The organism is Rathayibacter sp. AY1D5 (genome assembly GCF_002932515.1).
Taxonomy (GTDB): Bacteria; Actinomycetota; Actinomycetes; order Actinomycetales; family Microbacteriaceae; genus Rathayibacter.
The window spans coordinates 163,257-179,939 of record NZ_PSVU01000001.1 but is presented as its reverse complement, the minus strand read 5'-3'; the positions used below and the strand labels follow the sequence as shown (position 1 = coordinate 179,939).

Below are 16,683 nucleotides of genomic sequence, written 5' to 3'. Positions count from 1 at the left end.
GTGCCTCAGCGCGGCAGCTGCTGGCAGTGCGGGCAGAGGTGCGAGGAGCGGTTCATGAACGGCACCCGCACGATCGCCTCGCCGCACCGGGCGCACGGCTTCCCCGTCTGCCCGTAGGCGTGCAGGCTGTGCGAGAAGTAGCCGGAGGCACCGTTCACGTTCACGTACTGCGCATCGAAGCTGGTGCCGCCCTCGGCCAGCGCCCGTTCGAGCACCGAGCGCACCTCGGCGAAGAGGCGGCGGATGCGCGCCTCGCCGAGCGACGAGCTCGGCCGCTCCGGGTGCAGCTCCGCCGCCCACAGCGACTCGTCCGCGTAGATGTTCCCGATGCCGCTCACGAGCGTCTGGTCGAGCAGCGCCCGCTTGATCCCGCTGCTCCTCCTCGCCAGCGACGCGACGACCGAGCCCAGGTCGAAGGAGGGGTCGAGCGGATCGCGGGCGATGTGCGCGACCTGCGAGGGCACGGCGCGCAGCCAGCCGCCTCCGCGGACCTCCTCGCCCGCGTAGCCGCCGAGCGCTCCGTCCGGGGTCGGCACCAGAGCGTCGACCGCCATCGAGCCGAAGATCCGCTGGTCGACGAAGTGCAGGGCGAGCTCGCCGTGCTCGGGGTGCTCGATCCCGATCCGGATGCGCGCCAGCCGCGGCAGCGCCGCATCCGCCGTGCGCAGCAGCACCTGACCGCTCATGCCGAGATGCACCAGCAGCGCCTCGTCGCGGCCCGCGGGCAGCCAGAGGAACTTCCCGCGCCGCACCGCCGCTTCGAGCCGGCGCCCGACGAGCAGGCGCTCGAAGGTCCCGTGCGGATGCACGTGCCGCTTCAGCGAGCGCTCGTCGACGATCTCGACGCCGGTCACCAGGGAGCCGGTGACCGCGGGAGCGAGGCCCGCCCGCACCACCTCGACCTCGGGCAGCTCGGGCACGGTCAGTCCGAGACCGCGGGAGCGGCGGGTGCGCCGGGGGCCGCCAGACGCGTCCACGCGTCGAGCGCGGCGGCCATCTCGGCCGCCTTCTTGCTCGTCCCCTCGCCGCGGGCGGTGACGAGTCCGCCGACGATCACGGTGGCGACGAACACCTTGCTGTGGTCGGGGCCGGTGGCGGCGATCTCGTAGCGCGGGGCCGGCGCACCGCGCTCGGCGGCCGCCTCCTGGAGGCTCGTCTTCGGGTCCATCGAGACGCCGAAGCGGAGCGGATCGGCCCGCAGAGGGGCGATCAGGCGCAGCACCAGGTCGCGGGCCGCGTCGGGACCGGTGCCCAGGTAGACGGCGCCGATGATGGCCTCGACGGTGTCGGCGAGGATCGACGCCTTGTCGCGGCCGCCGGTCAGCTCCTCGCCGCGTCCGAGGCGGAGGAACTCGCCCAGGCCGATGCCGCGAGCGATCTCGGCGAGCGCGACGGTCGAGACGAGGCTCGCCCGTCGCTTGGCCAGGTCGCCCTCGCTGAGGGCGGGGTACTCGGTGTAGAGCATGACGGTCACGGCCTGCCCGAGGATCGAGTCGCCGAGGAACTCGAGGCGCTCGTTGTGCGGGATACCGCCGTGCTCGAAAGCGAACGACCGGTGCGTCAGGGCGAGCTCGAAGAGCTCACCGTCGAGGCTCACGCCGAGCGTGGCCTCCAGACGCGACCGGTCGTCGCTGGAGGGTCGTGCGGAGGTCTGGTTCACCATGGACCGCGGTCCGTTCGTCGAGGGGCGGTGCGCCCCGCGCCGTGCGGACCAGGAGCGGGATCAGACGTCGGCGACCTTGCGGCCCTTGTACTCGAGGAACAGCGCGGTGCCCGCGGAGTCCTCGACGACCTTGGCGCGGTGGGGAAGGCTGTAGACGACCTTGCCGTTCTCGATGGTCTTGACGAGGGTGGGGACCTCGGCCTTCCACTGCGAACGACGGGCGTGGGTGTTCGCGCGGGACTTCTTCCTCTTGGGAACAGCCATGATTCTCTCTTCTCTACCTCTAGTCGGATTCGGTGCGGGCGGTCGCGCCCTCACCGCTGTCTGCGGAAGCTCTGTCGGTGGAAGCTCCGGGCGCTGCGGCCCCGCCGTCCCCCTCGCTCAACCCTGCGAGCGCGGCCCACCGGGAGTCGCGCGGCGCCTCGGGTTCGGGCGTGGAGGAATCGGCCAGCCGCTCCCCCGTGACGGGGTCGAGGCCCGGACAGTCCGGCCGGCAGACCGGCTGGAACGGCAGCGACAGAACCACCGCATCCCTGACCAGAGGTTCAAGATCCACGTGGTCGTCGTGAACCTCATAGTCGAAAGCTTCGTCAGAAGAGTACGCGAAAAGTTCCTGGAACTCGACATCGACAGGCAGGGAGATGTCGGTCAGGCACCGGCTGCACTCGCCGTCGGCCCTCGCCGACACCTCGACACTGGCCAGGATCCCCTCGTGCACGGACTCGAGCCGGACGTCGAGATCGACGGCCGATCCCTTGCGGACCGCGACGATCCCCTCGCCGAACTGCTCCGGCGCCTCGAGCTCGAGGCGGTGCTCGCGCATCTCGCCCGGCCGCCTCACGAGGTCGCGCACGTTCACGGTGAACGGCGTCTTCTTGAAAGTAGTCACGAGGGTCCAGCCTACCCCTCCCGGCCCCCTCCGGGGCGGGAGGGGCCGGGAGGAGCCGGGAGGGGCGGAGTCCGGGCTCAGGCGCCGCCGGCCTCCAGCGTCACGTCGATCGGCGCGTAGTCGGCACCGCTCGTGTCCACTCCCTCGTCGGCGAGCTCCGCGAGCGCCTTCTCGACGTACTCGTTCGAGTAGGCGGTGGCGGGCGGGTCCGCGCTGATGATCGTCGCCCCCGTCTCGTTCTCCGTCTCCTTCGCGATGTCGACCGTCTGCTGCCACGCGGCCTCGTCGATCATCCCGACGCCGCTCGTCGAGGGCCAGATCAGCTTGTTGACCTCGTTGGTCATCCAGAGCTGGTGGCTGGTGCCGAGCGTGGATCCGGCCGCGGTGACGATGTCGGCCGCCGCCTGCGGGTCGTCCTTCGCGAAGATCCAGCCCTTGATCGAGGCCTTGATGAAGGCGACCGTCTGCTCGGCGTACGCGTCGTCGTCGGCGAGCCTGCCCGCGTCCGCCCAGATCGCGTCCTGGAGCATCGCGGTCCCGATGTCGTTCCAGCTGATGACGTTCAGATCGTCCGGCTGGTACAGCTCGCCTGTGGCGGGGTTCACGGTCTCGAGGACCTGGGCGTACTCGTTGTAGGTCATCGCCTGGGCCGCGTCGATGTCGCCCGCGAGGAAGCCGTTCATGTCGAACTGCTGCTGCACCAGCGAGATGTCGTCGAGGGAGACGCCGTCCTTCTGCATGCCGGCGAACAGCTCCCACTCGTTGCCGTATCCCCAACTGCCCACGCTCTTCCCGGCGAGGTCGGCGGGCGAGGTGATCCCCTTGTCCTTGAAGGAGATCTGCGTGGTGGCGCTGCGCTCGAAGATCTGCGCGACGTCGGTGATCCCGGCCCCCTGCTCGATCGAGCCGAGGACCTTGGGCACCCAGGAGATCGCGTAGTCCGCGTCGCCCGAGGCGAGCACGTCCTGGGGGACGATGTCGCCGCCTCCCTCGGCGATCGTCACGTCGAGGCCCTCGTCCTCGTAGTAGCCCTGGTCGAGCGCGGCGTAGTACCCGGCGAACTGCGCCTGGGCCACCCACTGCAGCTGCAGGGTGACCGGCGTGAGGCCGCCGGAGCCGGAGTCGGACCCCGGGTCGGAGCCGCCGGAGGCACTGCAGCCGGTGAGCGCGAGGCCCACGGCCGCGAAGGCGGCGGTCGTCGTCAGGGTGATGCGGGTGCGTCTGGTCACGGGTCCTCCTGGTGCGGTCTGCGGGGTCGCCGGTGCGGCGCGCCCCGTGGTGCGGCGGTGCAGGTGGTGCTGTGGTGCAGGTGGCGCTGATGATGCGGGCCGTGCGGATGGTGCGTCGGGTGGGAAACGGGAATCGGGAGTCGGGAATAAGAAGGATCGAGGATCGAGGAGGGTGCGGGGACGCGCGGCGCCGCGCTCAGCGCAGCCGGCTGCGGCGCAGCGCGAACGCCTCGAGCGCGGCCGTCACGGAGTAGAACGCGAGGCCGACGAGCACGGCGCCCAGGACGTAGGCGTAGGCGAGCGCGTAGTCGCTGCCCGAGGCCGCCGTCGTGATCGACTTGCCGAGCCCGCCCACGGGTCCGCCGAAGTACTCGGCGACCAGCGCCGAGATCACCGCGAGCGAGGAGGCGATGCGGAGCCCTGTGAAGACGTAGGGCACTGCTCCCGGCAGCGTGATCGTGCGGGCGGTCTGCCAGGGGGTCGCCGCGTAGGCCTTCAGCAGGTCGCGGTGCACCGGAGCGGCCTGCCGCAGCCCGCGCAGCGTCGTCACGTACACCGGCACGAACACGGCGAGCGCCGCGACGAGCTGCCTCGCGGTCTCGGCGTTCGCTCCGAACATCGTGTAGAGCACCGGAGCGAGGGCGACGATCGGCACGACGGCGGCCGCGGCCACGATCGGCGCGACCAGTCCGTCGAAGACCCGCGCGAGCGCCGAGAGTCCGGCGACCACGACCGCCAGCACCGCGCCGACCAGCAGGCCGACCAGCGCGTTGCGGCCGGTCACCGCGCTGCCCTCGGCGACGGAGCCGAGGTTCGCGGCGAACTCCCGTCCGATCGCCAGCGGCGACGGGAGCACGAACGGCTGGATCGCCAGAACGGTGACCCCGGCCTGCCAGAGCAGGACCGCGGCGATCCCGAGCACGAGCGGCGCGAGCACGCTGCGCGCCAGCGCCGTCGTGCTCACCGGTTCTCCACTCCGCGCGGCACGGCGGCGGGATCCCCGTGCAGCAGCTCGCGCACGGCGCTCACGTCGCGGAAGAACGCCGTGTCCTCCCTGACCGCCGCGTCGCGCTCGGATGCTCCGGGGAGTCCGACCGGGAGGACGTCGCGGATCCTGCCCGGCCGCGGCGACATCACCACGACGCGGTCCGAGAGGAACACCGCCTCCGGGATCGAGTGGGTGACGAAGACGACGGCGGCGCCGGTCTCGCGCCGGATCCGCAGCAGCTCCGTCTGCATCCGCTCGCGGGTCATCTCGTCGAGCGCCCCGAACGGCTCGTCCATGAGGAGCAGGCGCGGGCTCTCGGCGAGCGCCCGCGCGATGGCGACGCGCTGCTGCATCCCGCCGGAGAGCTGGTCCGGGTAGGAGTCGGCGAAGTCGCCGAGCCCGACCAGCGCCAGCAGCTCGTCGACGCGCGAGCGCCGGGCGGTCGCGGCGACGCCGTGCAGCTCCAGCGGCAGGGCGATGTTCGCCCGGATCGTGCGCCACGGCAGGAGGCCCGCCTGCTGGAACGCGATCCCGTAGTCCTGGTCGAGCCTCGCCTGCCGGGCCGTCTTGCCGAACACGGCGATCGAGCCGGAGTCCGGCTCGTCGAGGTCGGCGATCAGCCGCAGCAGCGTCGACTTGCCGCAGCCGGACGGGCCGATCAGCGAGACGAACTCTCCCGCGGCCACCTCGAGCGAGACGTCCTGGAGCGCCGTGACGCTCGCGGCGCGGGCGGTGGTGAAGGTCCTCGTGACGGAGTCGACGACGACCGCGGATCCTGCAGGACTCATGCGGGCTGCTCCCCTCGGCGGTACGGACGGAGGAGGGTGCCGAGCAGAGCGACGGAGCCGGCGGCCGCGAGGCCCACCAGCACCGCCCCGAGGATCGGCGCCCAGGGCTTGGCGGGGTCGCCTCCGGCAGCGGAGGCGAACTCGATGATCATGCGGCCGATCCCGCCGCGCAGGCCGGTCGAGACCTCGGCGACGATCGTGCCGACGACGGCGCTGACCGCTCCGAGCCGGAGGGCCGGCAGCAGGTAGGGCACGCTCGCCGGCAGCCTCAGGCGCACCAGCGTCTTCCACCAGCCGACGCCGTAGACGTGCATCAGCTCGACCTGGTGGGCCGTCGGCGAGCCGAGCCCGCGGAGCGCCCCGATCGAGACGGGGAAGAACGCGAGGTAGGAGGCGATCAGGGCCACCGACATCCAGTTCTCCCAGGTCACCGGTCCGAGCTCGAGCTGCGACCCCCAGCGCCGCACCAGTGGGGCGATCGCGATCAGGGGCACCGTCTGGCTCAGCACGATCCAGGGCAGCACCGCCGACTCCGCCGTGCGGAACCGCTGCATCAGGAGAGCCAGGAGCAGCCCCACGACCGTGCCGACGACCCAGCCGACCGCGGCGATCCCGAGCGAGAAGGCGCTCGCCCCCACGACGGCCGACCACAGCGCCGGGGCGTTCCGCGCTCCGGTGACCGGCTCGCCGAGCCGGGCCGCGATCTCCCAGAGGTGGGGCATCGCGATGGCGCTCGTGCGCGGGAGCACCGTGACTCCTCCGACGACCACCCCGGCCTCGGGCCCGAGCGCCTTCCAGCCCTCCCACACCAGCGCGAGCAGGAGCAGCCCGGCGGCGCCGAGCACGAGCCCGCGCGCGAGGGCCGGTCTCATGCGCGGGCCACGATGTGCTCGCGCAGCTCCGGGATGATCCGCTCGCCGTACACGCGCAGCGTCTCCTCCTTGTTGTCGTGCTGGAGGTATCCCGCGAACTGCGTCACGCCGATGTCGGCGAGCGCCCGGAGCTTCTCGACGTGCTCGTCCGCCGTGCCCAGCACGCAGAAGCGCTCCACGATCTCGTCCGGCACGAAGGCGGTGTGGCTGTTGCCTGCGCGGCCGTGCTCGTTGTAGTCGTAGCCCTCGCGCCCGGCGATGTAGTCCGTCAGCGCCTGCGGCACCGCTCCGGAGGCGCCGTAGCGGCCCACGATGTCGGCCACGTGGTTGCCGACCATCCCGCCGAACCAGCGGCACTGGTCGCGCATGTGCTCCCGGTCGGTGCCGATGTACATCGGCGCCGCGACGCAGAACTGCAGCGACTCGGGGTCCCGGCCGGCGTTCGCCGCCGCCTCCTTGACGGCGCCGATCATCCAGCGCGCGATGTCCACGTCGGCCAGCTGCAGGATGAAGCCGTCGCCGACCTCGCCCGCGAGCTTCAGGGCGAGCGGGCCGTAGGCGGCCACCCACATCTCCAGGGACGAGCCCCGGCTCCACGGGAACTGCAGCGTCTGGCCGTTGTACTCGACCGGACGGCTGTTGGCGAGCTCGCGGATGACGTGGATCGACTCCCGCAGCGTCTTGAGCGTCGTCGGAGCTCCTCCGGTCACCCTCACCGCCGAGTCGCCGCGTCCGATCCCGCACACCGTGCGGTTCCCGTACATCTCGTTGAGCGTCGCGTGCAGCGAGGCGATGACCGTCCAGTCGCGCGTGGCGGGGTTGGTGACCATCGGGCCGACCGTGATCCGGTGCGTCCTCTCGAGGATCTGCGAGTAGATCACGTAGGGCTCCTGCCAGAGCAGGTGCGAGTCGAAGGTCCACGCGTAGTCGAAGCCGTGCGTCTCCGCGAGGACGGCGAGCGCGACGGTGCGCGAGGCGGGCGGGTTGGTCTGGAGGACGACTCCGAAGTCCATGGGGTTCCTTCTGCTCGATCAGGTGCTGGCTCGGATCGGGTGCCGGCTCAGATCAGGTACTGGCTCAGACCGCGCGGGATGTACGCCCCGTCGCCCTTCGTGCCGACGTAGGAGCCGTCGTCGACGACGACCCTGCCGCGGGAGATCACCGTGTCGACGTGGCCGTCGATCTCGAAGCCCTCCCAGGCCGAGTAGTCCATGTTCATGTGGTGGCTGCGGCCCTCGCCGATCCCGATCGAGGTGTGCCCGCTCGGGTCGTAGACGACGACGTCGCCGTCGGCCCCGGGCTGGATGACGCCCTTCCTCCCGTACATCCCGAACATCCGCGCCGGGGTGGTCGAGGTGAGCTCGACCCAGCGCGGCAGGGAGATCTGCCCCGACACCACGCCCTGGTACATCAGGTCCATCCGGTGCTCCACCGAGCCGATGCCGTTGGGGATCTTCGAGAAGTCGCCGATCCCCATGTCCTTCTGGCCCTTCATGCAGAAGGGGCAGTGATCGGTCGAGACCATCTGGATGTCGTTGGTGCGAAGCGACTGCCACATGTGGTGCTGATGCCCCTCCGCCTTCGAGCGCAGCGGCGTGGAGCACACCCACTTCGCGCCCTCGAAGCCCGGCGCGCCGAGCTGCTCCTCGAGCGAGAGGTAGAGGTACTGCGGGCAGGTCTCGCCGAAGACGTTCATGCCGCGGTCGCGGGCCTGCGCGATCTGCTCCACCGCCTGCTTCGCGGAGACATGGACCACGTACAGCGGCGCGCCGGTGAGGTCGGCGATCATGATCGCCCGGTGCGTCGCCTCCTCCTCCGCCTGCCAGGGTCGAGAGGTGCCGTGGAAGTACGGCGCGGTGTTCCCGGCGGCGAGGGTCTGCTTCACCAGTTCGTCGATGAGGGCGCCGTTCTCGGCGTGCATCATCATCATCGCGCCGTTCTCCGCGCCCTTCTGGAACGCCCGGAGGATCTGCCCGTCGTCCGAGAGGAACACGCCCTTGTAGGCCATGAACAGCTTGAAGCTGGTCACCCCCTCGCGCATCAGCTCGTCCATCGCGACGAGCGAGGAATCCTGCACGTCCGAGAGGATCTGGTGGAAGCCGTAGTCGATCGCGCAGTTGCCGGCCGCCTTCTCCTGCCACGCCTGGAACCGGTCGACGACGCTCTCGCCCGGGTACTGCACCACGAAGTCGACGATCGACGTCGTGCCGCCCCAGGCCGCGGCGCGCGTGCCGGTCTCGAAGGTGTCCGAGGCGGAGGTGCCGCCGAACGGCATCTCCATGTGCGTGTGCGCGTCGATCCCGCCCGGGATCACGTACTTGCCGCTCGCGTCGATCACCCGGTCGACGTGGGCCGCCAGATCGAAGCCCAGCAGCGTGGAGCCGGGGGCGAGGACGGCGGCGATGGTCTCGCCGTCGATCAGGACGTCTGCGGCTCCGGTGCCGGTCGCGTTGACGACCGTCCCGCCGGTGATGAGGGTCTTCATCGGTCTTCCCCGTCTCGGTCTGCGGTCACGGCTTCGGGATGCTGGTGTACGACTCCGGCCGGCGGTCCCGGTAGAACTGCCAGTCGTCGCGCATCTCCTGCACCATGTCCATCTCGAGGTCGCGGATCAGGATCTCCTCGGCCTCGCCCGAGCCCCGCTCGCCGACGAACTCCCCGCGCGGATCGATGATCTGGCTGGTGCCGTAGAAGTCGACCGCGAGGTCGCCGTACTCGTTGTCCTCCCGGCCGACGCGGTTGGGCTGCAGCACGAAGTAGCCGTTCGCCACCGCGGCCGCCGGGCCCTCGACCTCCCAGAGGCGGTTCGACAGGCCGGGCTTGGTGGCGTTGGGGTTGAAGACGAGGTGGGCGCCGTTCAGGCCCAGCTCCCGCCAGCCCTCCGGGAAGTGGCGGTCGTAGCAGATGTGGACGCCGACCTTGCCGACGGCGGTGTCGAAGACCGGGTAGCCGAGGTTCCCGGGCCGGAAGTAGAACTTCTCCCAGAAGCGGTCCAGGTGCGGGATGTGGTGCTTGCGGTACTTGCCGAGGATCGTCCCGTCGGCGTCGACCACGACCGCGGTGTTGTAGTAGACGCCGGTCTGCTCCTCCTCGTAGATCGGGAGGATCATCACCACGCCCAGCTCCTTCGCGAGGGCCGCGAAGCGCTGCACGATCGGCCCGTCGGCGGGCTCGGCGTAGCGGTAGTACTTCTTGTCCTGGGTGATGCCGAAGTACGGGCCGTAGAACAGCTCCTGGAAGCAGACGATCTGCGCGCCGTCGGCTGCGGCGTCCCGGGCCATCCGCTCGTGCTTGTCGAGCATCGACTCCTTGTCGCCGGTCCAGGTCGTCTGGGTGATCGCTGCGCGGACGATGGTCATCGGTACCTCCATGCTCGGGCGTCCCTGTCCGGCTCCGGTCGTGCTCCGCCGGGCGGTGCGGAGCCGGGGACGTGGACCCACTGTGGTCCCCGCCGGGCCCGAAGGCAATGACGGACCGTCCGGCTCCGGGGACAGGGCTTCATCGTCGGGGTTCGACGTTTCCCCGGTGTTTCCGGCGCGGATCCGCAGCATTAAGGCTCGCCGGGGGAGGAATCCGTCGGTGCCGCTAGCGTGGGCGGATGCGCATCACGATCCTGGCCGGAGGCGTCGGCGGCGCCCGCTTCACCTCGGCGGTCCGCGAGCACCTCCGCGATCTCGAGGCCGCCGGCGGCGAGGCGAGCGAGATCACCGTCGTCGTCAACACCGGCGACGACATGTGGCTCACCGGCCTCAAGGTCTGCCCCGACCTCGACTCGATCACCTACGCGCTCGGCGGAGTGAACGACACGGAGCGCGGCTGGGGGCGGGCCGGCGAGAGCGAGCGGGTCTCGGCCGAGCTCACCGCCTTCGGCGTCGGCTGGCCGTGGTTCACCCTGGGCGACCTCGACCTCGGCACCCACATCGCCCGCAGCTCGATGCTGCGCGACGGCCTCACCCTCTCGGAGGCGACCGCGCGGATCACCGCCCGCTGGCCGCTGGGAGTCCGCCTGCTGCCGATGTCGGACCAGGACGTCGAGACCCACGTCGAGGTCGACCTTCCCGGCGAGGGCGTGCGGCTCCTCCACTTCGAGGAGTGGTGGGTGCGGCTTCGGGCGTCAGCGCCCGCGCGCCGCTTCGTCCAGCAGGGGGTGGAGAGCGCCCGCCCCGCCCCGGGCGTGCTGGAGGCGATCGCCGACACCGACGCGGTGCTCGTCGCCCCCTCCAATCCCGTCGTCTCGATCGGCACGATCCTCGGAGTGCCCGGGATCGCGGACGCCCTCCGCCGGACCTCCGCACCCGTCGTGGGCGTCTCCCCCGTCATCGGAGGCGCGGTGGTGCGCGGCATGGCCGACGCCTGCCTCGCCGCGATCGGCGTCGAGACCTCCGCCGAGGCCGTCGGCCGGCACTACGGAGCCCGGAGCGGGGGCGGCCTCCTCGACGCCTGGCTCGTCGGCGAGGAGGACGCGGACGCGGTCCCGGCGCTCGAGTCGGCGGGGCTCCGCGCCCGCTCCGTGCCGCTCTGGCTGACCGGCCGGGACGCCTCCGTGCGGCTCGCCGCCGACGCTCTCGCCGCCGCGAGGGGCTGAGCGGAGCCTCCTCCCGGGGCCGCGGACCGCGTGTCGCAGCGCGGATGCGGTCACGCCTCCCACGGGGCGCCCCGTTCCCTTGTACGGTCGGAGGCGGACGAACTCCCCGATTCACCCCCGCACCGGACCCGGAATCCCTCGGTCGCGCCCCCGACCGCGTCCTCACCACGTCTCCGAGCCCTGCGGAACCGCGTGCCGTCCCGTCAGGAGGAAACCATGGAGCCCAGCTCGAGGATCAGCACCGAGCGGATCGAGCCCGACATCGTGGTGATCCGCCCCGTCGGCCGGCTCGACCTGTCCACGGCGTGGGAGCTCGAAGCGGTCCTCCAGCGCGCGCTCGAGGCGGGAGAGGTCCGCGTGGTCGTCGACCTGGCGGCCGTCGAGTTCCTCGACTCGTCCGGGCTCGGCGTCCTCGTCGCCGGACTCAAGGAGGCGCGGAAGGCGGGCGGCGAGCTGCGCGTGGCCGCCGCCGGCGAGCAGCCCGCCATGGTGCTCGGCCTGTCCAACCTCGACCGCCTGCTCGGGAGCGCCGAGACCGTCGAGGAGGCCTACCGTGCCTGAGCGCTCCTTCGTCGTGCGCACGCCGCCCGAGGACGGCGTCACCGCCGTCCACGAGGCGCTCGAGGAGCTGTGGCTCGAGGAGCCGGGCGTCGCGCCGGTCGACCGGATGTCGTTCGAGACCGCGCTGGTCGAGCTGACCTCGAACATCGTCCAGCACGCCCGGTCGTACCGGCACATCATCTGCCTGGTCGAGATCCGCGTCGACGCGACCGAGCTGCGCGCCTCGCTCAACGACTCCGCCGAGGAGGCGCCCGCCGAGGTCGCCGACCCCCGCGACATGCCGGACGAGTGGGACGAGGCAGGCCGCGGGATCCCGTTCATCCACGCCCTCGTCACCGAGTTCTCCTACCGCCGTGTCGACGGGCAGAACCTCTGGGCACTCGCCCGGACCCGCACGTGAGCGAGCCGACCGAGCGCGCCCGCCTCGCCGCGATCGCCGAGCTCGGGATCGGCCTGAGCACCCCCCAGGAGCGCTTCGACAGGATCACCCGCGTCGCCCGCCGACTCCTGCGCGTCCCCCTCGCCGAGATCAACATCCTCGAGGAGTCGACGCAGTTCACGAAGTCGCCCCAGCGCTCGGCGCGGGCGAGCAGGATGCTGCGCGCCGACTCGATGTGCGACGTCACGGTCCAGCAGGGCGACATCCTCGTCGTCGAGGACGCCACCGCCGATCCGCGGTTCGCCGACCGCGGAGTCGTCACCGGATCCCCTCACGTGCGCTTCTACGCGGGCCGCCCGCTCGTCGTCGGGGACGGCCTCCGCGTCGGCACGATCTGCATCATCGACAGCGAGGCGCGCGGCTTCTCGGAGGAGGAGCGCGAGATCCTCGAGGACCTCGGCCGGTGGGCGGAGCGGGAGCTGCGCGAGATCGCCTTCTCCGGACGCGCGAGCGAGACGCAGGAGCGGCTCTGGCCCCCGCGCCTCGACCTCGGCGAGTGGAGCCTCGACTCGCTGACCACGCCGCTGCACGACGTCGCCGGCGACTACACGGCGTGGCGTCGCAGCGGGGACGACCTCTCCCTCGAGCTGGTCGACGTGATGGGCAAGGGGGTGTCGGCGGCGATCGTCGCCTCCGCGATCCGCTCCGCGTTCCAGGCGCGGCCGGAGCTCCCTCCCGCGGCAGCCGTCGAGGCCGTCAACCGCCAGCTCCTGCCCGACCTGACCGCGACCGGGATGTTCGCGACCGCGCTGATCGCCCGGGTCGACCTCGCGAGCGGCGCCGTCGCGTTCGTGGACAGCGGCCACGGCCTCACCCTCCTGCTGCGCGCCGACGGCACCACGGAGCGGCTCGCCTCCACCGGCGTCCCGCTCGGCATCGCCGCCGACGTCTCCTGGGAGGAGGAGCAGCGCGTGCTCGCCCCCGGCGACGCGCTCTTCTCCTGCAGCGACGGCCTGCTCGACGTCTTCGGCGGGCGCCTCGACGCGCTCGACCGTCTCGCCGAGCTGGTGCGGAGCAACGACGACCCCGCTCTCTTCGAGCGTCTGCATGCTCTCGCAGACGACGCGCACGACGATGTGACAGCGTTGGTGTTGCGGCGCTCCGCAGCGCCCGCCCCCTCCTGATCCTGATCGAAAGGACCTCCCCCATGCCTGGTGCACTCGTCCTCGCCGGCGGCGGCCTCGCCGGAATCGCCTGGGAGCTCGGCGTCCTCCGCGGCCTCGCAGACGCCTCCCCCGAGGCGGCCCGCCTCCTGCTCGATCCGTCGACGACCTTCATCGGCACCTCCGCGGGCTCCGCGGTCGCCGCGCAGTTGAGCACCGGCACCGGCCTCGACGAGTCGTACGAGGCCCAGCTCCAGGAGGAGTCCGCCGAGATAGGAGCGGACGTCGACGGTGAGCGCCTCCAGGCCCTCTTCGCCGCGGCCGTCGAGGGCGCGACCTCGCCCCAGGACGCGCGGCGCCGCATCGGCACCCTCGCGCTCGAGGCCGAGACGCTCCCCGAGGACACGCGCCGGGCCGTCATCTCGGCCCGCGTGGGCGACGCCGACTGGCCCGAGCAGCGTCTGCTCATCACCGCGGTCGACACGGCCACCGGTGAGCTGCGCGTGTTCGACCGCGAGAGCGGTGTCGGCCTCGTCGACGCGATCTCCGCCAGCTGCGCCGTCCCCGGGGTCTGGCCTCCCGTCAGCATCGACGGCGTCCGCTACATGGACGGCGGCGTGCGCTCCGGCAGCAACGCCGACCTCGCCGCGGGAGCCGACTGGGTCCTGGTCGTCACTCCGCTGCCGGGAGTCGGCACGCCCGGCGCGGGCCTGATCCCGACCGGCGAGCTCGACGCCCTCGCGGACTCGCGGGTCGAGGTGCTCTACGCCGACGAGGAGTCGGTGCGCGCCTTCGGCCCGAACTCGCTCGACCCGGCCGTCCGCGCCGCCTCCGCCCGCGCCGGACGTGCTCAGGGCGCCCGGCTCGCCTCGCGGATCGCCGCGCTGGTCGGCGCCGAGTAGCCGGTCTCATCGCCGCACGCTGTAGCGCGTGAAGACCGTGCCGTCGGCGAAGCGGTGCTCCTCGCGCAGGTCGAGGCGCGCGTGGAACCCGCACGGGAGGAAGTGGGTCCCGCCGCCCACCGCCACCGGCACCGTGTAGACCTGCACCTCGTCGACGATCCCGGCGAGCAGCGCGTGCCGGGCGAGGGTCGGCCCGCCGATCGAGACGTCGTGGTCGGCGGCGCTGACTTGCGCGGCGACGACGACCGGGTCGAATCCGACCTCGACGCGGGTACGGCGGGTCTCGGCCGACTCCAGCGTCGTCGAGTACACGACCTTGTCGGCCGCCCGCCACATCTCCTGGAAGTCGCGGATGAACGCGAACTCCTCCGCGAGGGCCCAGGTCTGCTCCCACGCGCGCATGACCTCGTACATGCGCCGCCCGTACAGGTACGTGCGCACCCGCCCCTCGCGCTCCGTGATGAAGCGGTGCACGGCGGGTCGCGGCTCCGCCCAGGCGAATCCGCCGTCCGCGTCGTTCACGTAGCCGTCGAGCGACGCGATCGAGCTGTAGATGAGCGCGCCCACGTCGGCCTCTCTCCGTGGCCGGCTTCGGGACCGCCCACGGGCGCGACCGTAGGCCTCCCGCCTCCGTCCGGCAATGTCCGCCGGGTCCTCTGGCGCGGATCGACGGGTCGCCGCTGCTCCCGACGGCGCTCCCGGCGGTCGGCGCCCCCTCCCGGACCGCGTACCGTGGTCGTGCCGCAGAGAGCGGCCGTGAAGGGTTCGGGATGAAGATCAGCCAGCTGCGCCACTTCGTGGCGGTCGCCGAGGAGCTGCACTTCGTGCGCGCCGCCGAGCGCCTCGGCATCTCGCGGCAGAAGCTCGACTCCTCCGTCGCCGCCGTCGAGCTCGACCTCGGCAAGCCGCTCTTCGAGCCCGGTGCCGCCGCCACGACCCTCACCGCGGCCGGGCGGCAGCGCCTCGCCTCGGCCCGCGAGGAGCTCGCCGCGCTCGGCGACGAGCCGGAGGCGGCCCCGAAGTCGGGAGGCAAGGCCAAGGCCTCCAAGGGGACCGGGCGCGCGCCGATCGTCAAGGGCCAGCCCAAGCCCTACAAGCGCCGCCAGTCCCGCTGACGCGCAGTGTCCGATCGCCGGACGTGGTGGGCCCTACCGGGCTCGAACCGATGACATCCACGGTGTAAACGTGGCGCTCTACCAACTGAGCTAAAGGCCCCCGTCGCGGTCTCACCCGCGGACGATCGACTCGATCCTACGGCAGGCGGAGCGGCCCCCTGCGGGCACTAGCCTCGGCACATGACCGCCGACAGCGACTCCCGGGCGAGGCGGCGCGCCGAGAGCCGCTGGCCCGCCTCCGCCGCGATCCTGGTGGCCGTCGCCCTGAACGTGGCCGGCCACAGCGCCGACACCTCGGTGGTCCGCCTCGTCGCCGCCGGCATCACGCTCGCGCTGCTCGTGCCGCTGTTCGTCGTGAACCCGCACCGACTCGACAGCGAGACGCGCTGGTCGCGCGGGGTCTCCATCGCGCTGGCGGTCGTGCTCGCCGTGGCGAACCAGGTGAACGTGGTCGCCGTGGTGATCGACCTCGTCGACGGGACGGCCGACGGCCCTCCGCTGCTGCTCACCGCGCTCCAGGTCTGGGTCACCAACGTCGTCGCGTACGCGCTGCTGTTCTGGGAGCTCGACCGCGGCGGTCCGGTCGCCCGCGGAACGCTTCCCCGCACCGAGCTGCCGGCGGCCGACTTCGCCTTCCCGCAGGACACCTACCGCGACACCGCGCCCGAGGTCGCCGCGACCTCCTCCGAGCGCGCCGACTGGCGGCCCGGCTTCGTGGACTACCTCTCGGTGTCGACGACGAACACCATGGCGTTCAGCCCGACCGACACGATGCCGCTGTCGAGCCGGATGAAGCTCCTGATGATCGCCGAGGCGTTCACCGGATTCGTCCTGCTGGCCCTCGTGATCTCCCGGGCCGTCAACATCCTCAGCTGACGACCGGGGCGGTCCGCCTCCGGAGGGTCAGACGTGCGCGGGGACGAGCGCGTCGATCGCGGCGCGGTATGCGTCGATCGAGCGAGGCTCGCCCGGGGCGGTCATGAACGTGTCCCGGATGACGCCGGCCTTGTCGATGAGGAAGGTCGCGCGGGTCGCGTAGCCCTTCGCCTCGGTGAACACGCCGTACTGCTTGGCGACGTCGCCGTGCGGCCAGAAGTCGGAGAGGAGCGTGAAGTCGTAGCCCTGCTTCTCGCCCCAGGCGCGCAACGTGTGCTTGGAGTCGACCGAGATGCCGATCAGCTCCACGTCGGCGTGCTCGAAGAGGGAGAGGTTCTCGCGCAGCGCGCAGAACTCGCCCGTGCAGGTGCCGGAGAAGGCGAGGGGGAAGAACACCAGGGCGACGTTGCGCCGCCCGTGGAAGTCGCCCAGCTGGATGCGCTCGCCGTACTGGTTCGCGAGTTCGAAGTCGGGAGCCAGGGTCAGCTTCTCGAGAGCCATCGGTCCGATGTCCTTCCGTGCGCACGAGAGTCGCGCGAGCACGAGGGGCAATGCTAGACCCGCTCCGCGCAGACTCCAAGGAACGGCCCGTCTCCCCCGATCACGGGCCGGTCGACGCGTCCCGGCTGGCGCTCTCCTACAGTCGTCGGCGCCCATTCCTCGTGGATCACCA

At 71.8% G+C, this 16,683-nt stretch carries 20 protein-coding genes and 1 tRNA gene; 7 read left to right on the top strand and 14 right to left on the bottom strand.

The annotated features are described in order from the left end of the window. Positions 1 to 5 precede the first annotated feature (5 nt). From mutM to C5C82_RS00795, 11 genes are all read right to left on the bottom strand, one after another. Positions 6 to 920 (bottom strand): bifunctional DNA-formamidopyrimidine glycosylase/DNA-(apurinic or apyrimidinic site) lyase, encoded by a 915-nt coding sequence (gene mutM / locus C5C82_RS00845; protein ID WP_104354478.1) that lies wholly within the window; start codon positions 918 to 920, stop codon positions 6 to 8. A gap of 2 nt (positions 921 to 922) precedes the next feature. Then, positions 923 to 1,663, bottom strand: a complete 741-nt coding sequence (gene rnc, locus C5C82_RS00840; RefSeq protein ID WP_104354464.1) for a ribonuclease III — start codon at positions 1,661 to 1,663, stop codon at positions 923 to 925. 60 nt (positions 1,664 to 1,723) lie between these two features. Further along, the gene (rpmF, locus tag C5C82_RS00835; protein ID WP_104223482.1) at positions 1,724 to 1,927 is read right to left on the bottom strand and encodes a 50S ribosomal protein L32; all 204 of its coding nucleotides are present in this window, start codon (positions 1,925 to 1,927) and stop codon (positions 1,724 to 1,726) included. Between the two features lie 19 nt (positions 1,928 to 1,946). Continuing rightward, entirely contained in the window at positions 1,947 to 2,486 is a 540-nt protein-coding gene (locus C5C82_RS00830) for a DUF177 domain-containing protein (protein WP_104226701.1), read from the bottom strand. A 143-nt stretch (positions 2,487 to 2,629) separates the two neighbouring features. After that, complete coding sequence (locus C5C82_RS00825; RefSeq protein WP_258061364.1) at positions 2,630 to 3,781, bottom strand: ABC transporter substrate-binding protein; 1,152 nt, start codon at positions 3,779 to 3,781, stop codon at positions 2,630 to 2,632. A gap of 196 nt (positions 3,782 to 3,977) precedes the next feature. Then, a complete protein-coding gene (locus C5C82_RS00820) occupies positions 3,978 to 4,745 on the bottom strand; it encodes an ABC transporter permease (protein WP_104354463.1) in 768 nt (255 codons plus the stop codon). After that, positions 4,742 to 5,557 carry an ABC transporter ATP-binding protein gene (locus C5C82_RS00815; RefSeq protein WP_104226661.1) on the bottom strand — a complete coding sequence of 272 codons (816 nt, stop codon included), beginning with the start codon at positions 5,555 to 5,557 and terminating at the stop codon, positions 4,742 to 4,744. Before C5C82_RS00815 ends, C5C82_RS00820 begins: the two co-directional genes overlap by 4 nt. Beyond that, complete coding sequence (locus C5C82_RS00810) at positions 5,554 to 6,429, bottom strand: ABC transporter permease (protein WP_104354462.1); 876 nt, start codon at positions 6,427 to 6,429, stop codon at positions 5,554 to 5,556. The genes C5C82_RS00815 and C5C82_RS00810 overlap by 4 nt, the downstream gene beginning before the upstream one ends. After that, on the bottom strand, positions 6,426 to 7,442 hold the full coding sequence (locus C5C82_RS00805) for a TIGR03842 family LLM class F420-dependent oxidoreductase (RefSeq protein WP_104226663.1): 1,017 nt from the start codon (positions 7,440 to 7,442) through the stop codon (positions 6,426 to 6,428). Before C5C82_RS00805 ends, C5C82_RS00810 begins: the two co-directional genes overlap by 4 nt. A 47-nt stretch (positions 7,443 to 7,489) precedes the next feature. Further along, positions 7,490 to 8,914 carry a dihydropyrimidinase gene (hydA, locus tag C5C82_RS00800; RefSeq protein ID WP_104234202.1) on the bottom strand — a complete coding sequence of 475 codons (1,425 nt, stop codon included), beginning with the start codon at positions 8,912 to 8,914 and terminating at the stop codon, positions 7,490 to 7,492. A gap of 25 nt (positions 8,915 to 8,939) precedes the next feature. Beyond that, positions 8,940 to 9,788: a nitrilase-related carbon-nitrogen hydrolase gene (locus C5C82_RS00795; protein ID WP_104238196.1), complete on the bottom strand. Its 849-nt coding sequence runs from the start codon at positions 9,786 to 9,788 to the stop codon at positions 8,940 to 8,942. Between the two features lie 239 nt (positions 9,789 to 10,027). On the opposite strand from C5C82_RS00795, the gene cofD reads away from it, so the two are divergent. The 5 genes from cofD (at position 10,028) to C5C82_RS00770 (ending at position 14,019) form a co-directional block, all read left to right on the top strand. Continuing rightward, a complete protein-coding gene (cofD, locus tag C5C82_RS00790) occupies positions 10,028 to 11,014 on the top strand; it encodes a 2-phospho-L-lactate transferase (protein WP_104234201.1) in 987 nt (328 codons plus the stop codon). A 216-nt stretch (positions 11,015 to 11,230) separates the two neighbouring features. Next, positions 11,231 to 11,575, top strand: a complete 345-nt coding sequence (locus tag C5C82_RS00785; RefSeq protein ID WP_104223474.1) for an STAS domain-containing protein — start codon at positions 11,231 to 11,233, stop codon at positions 11,573 to 11,575. Further along, complete coding sequence (locus C5C82_RS00780; RefSeq protein ID WP_104223473.1) at positions 11,568 to 11,975, top strand: ATP-binding protein; 408 nt, start codon at positions 11,568 to 11,570, stop codon at positions 11,973 to 11,975. The genes C5C82_RS00785 and C5C82_RS00780 overlap by 8 nt, the downstream gene beginning before the upstream one ends. Further along, positions 11,972 to 13,138, top strand: coding sequence for a PP2C family protein-serine/threonine phosphatase (locus tag C5C82_RS00775; RefSeq protein ID WP_181067857.1), 1,167 nt, complete (start codon positions 11,972 to 11,974; stop codon positions 13,136 to 13,138). The genes C5C82_RS00780 and C5C82_RS00775 overlap by 4 nt, the downstream gene beginning before the upstream one ends. A 23-nt stretch (positions 13,139 to 13,161) precedes the next feature. Next, the gene (locus tag C5C82_RS00770; RefSeq protein WP_104234198.1) at positions 13,162 to 14,019 is read left to right on the top strand and encodes a patatin-like phospholipase family protein; all 858 of its coding nucleotides are present in this window, start codon (positions 13,162 to 13,164) and stop codon (positions 14,017 to 14,019) included. Between the two features lie 6 nt (positions 14,020 to 14,025). Here the strand turns inward: C5C82_RS00770 and C5C82_RS00765 are convergent, their stop codons facing one another. Beyond that, positions 14,026 to 14,586, bottom strand: a complete 561-nt coding sequence (locus C5C82_RS00765; protein WP_104234197.1) for a dihydrofolate reductase family protein — start codon at positions 14,584 to 14,586, stop codon at positions 14,026 to 14,028. Positions 14,587 to 14,789: 203 nt separating this feature from the next. Between C5C82_RS00765 and C5C82_RS00760 the strand changes: the two genes are divergently transcribed. Next, positions 14,790 to 15,134, top strand: coding sequence for a LysR family transcriptional regulator (locus C5C82_RS00760; protein ID WP_104223469.1), 345 nt, complete (start codon positions 14,790 to 14,792; stop codon positions 15,132 to 15,134). A gap of 24 nt (positions 15,135 to 15,158) precedes the next feature. Here the strand turns inward: C5C82_RS00760 and C5C82_RS00755 are convergent. Further along, a tRNA-Val gene (locus C5C82_RS00755) sits at positions 15,159 to 15,234 on the bottom strand. Positions 15,235 to 15,314: 80 nt separating this feature from the next. Here C5C82_RS00755 and C5C82_RS00750 point away from each other — a divergent pair. Beyond that, entirely contained in the window at positions 15,315 to 16,010 is a 696-nt protein-coding gene (locus C5C82_RS00750; RefSeq protein ID WP_104226669.1) for a hypothetical protein, read from the top strand. Between the two features lie 27 nt (positions 16,011 to 16,037). Here the strand turns inward: C5C82_RS00750 and C5C82_RS00745 are convergent, their stop codons facing one another. Continuing rightward, positions 16,038 to 16,511 (bottom strand): peroxiredoxin, encoded by a 474-nt coding sequence (locus C5C82_RS00745; RefSeq protein ID WP_104295897.1) that lies wholly within the window; start codon positions 16,509 to 16,511, stop codon positions 16,038 to 16,040. Positions 16,512 to 16,683: the final 172 nt, after the last annotated feature.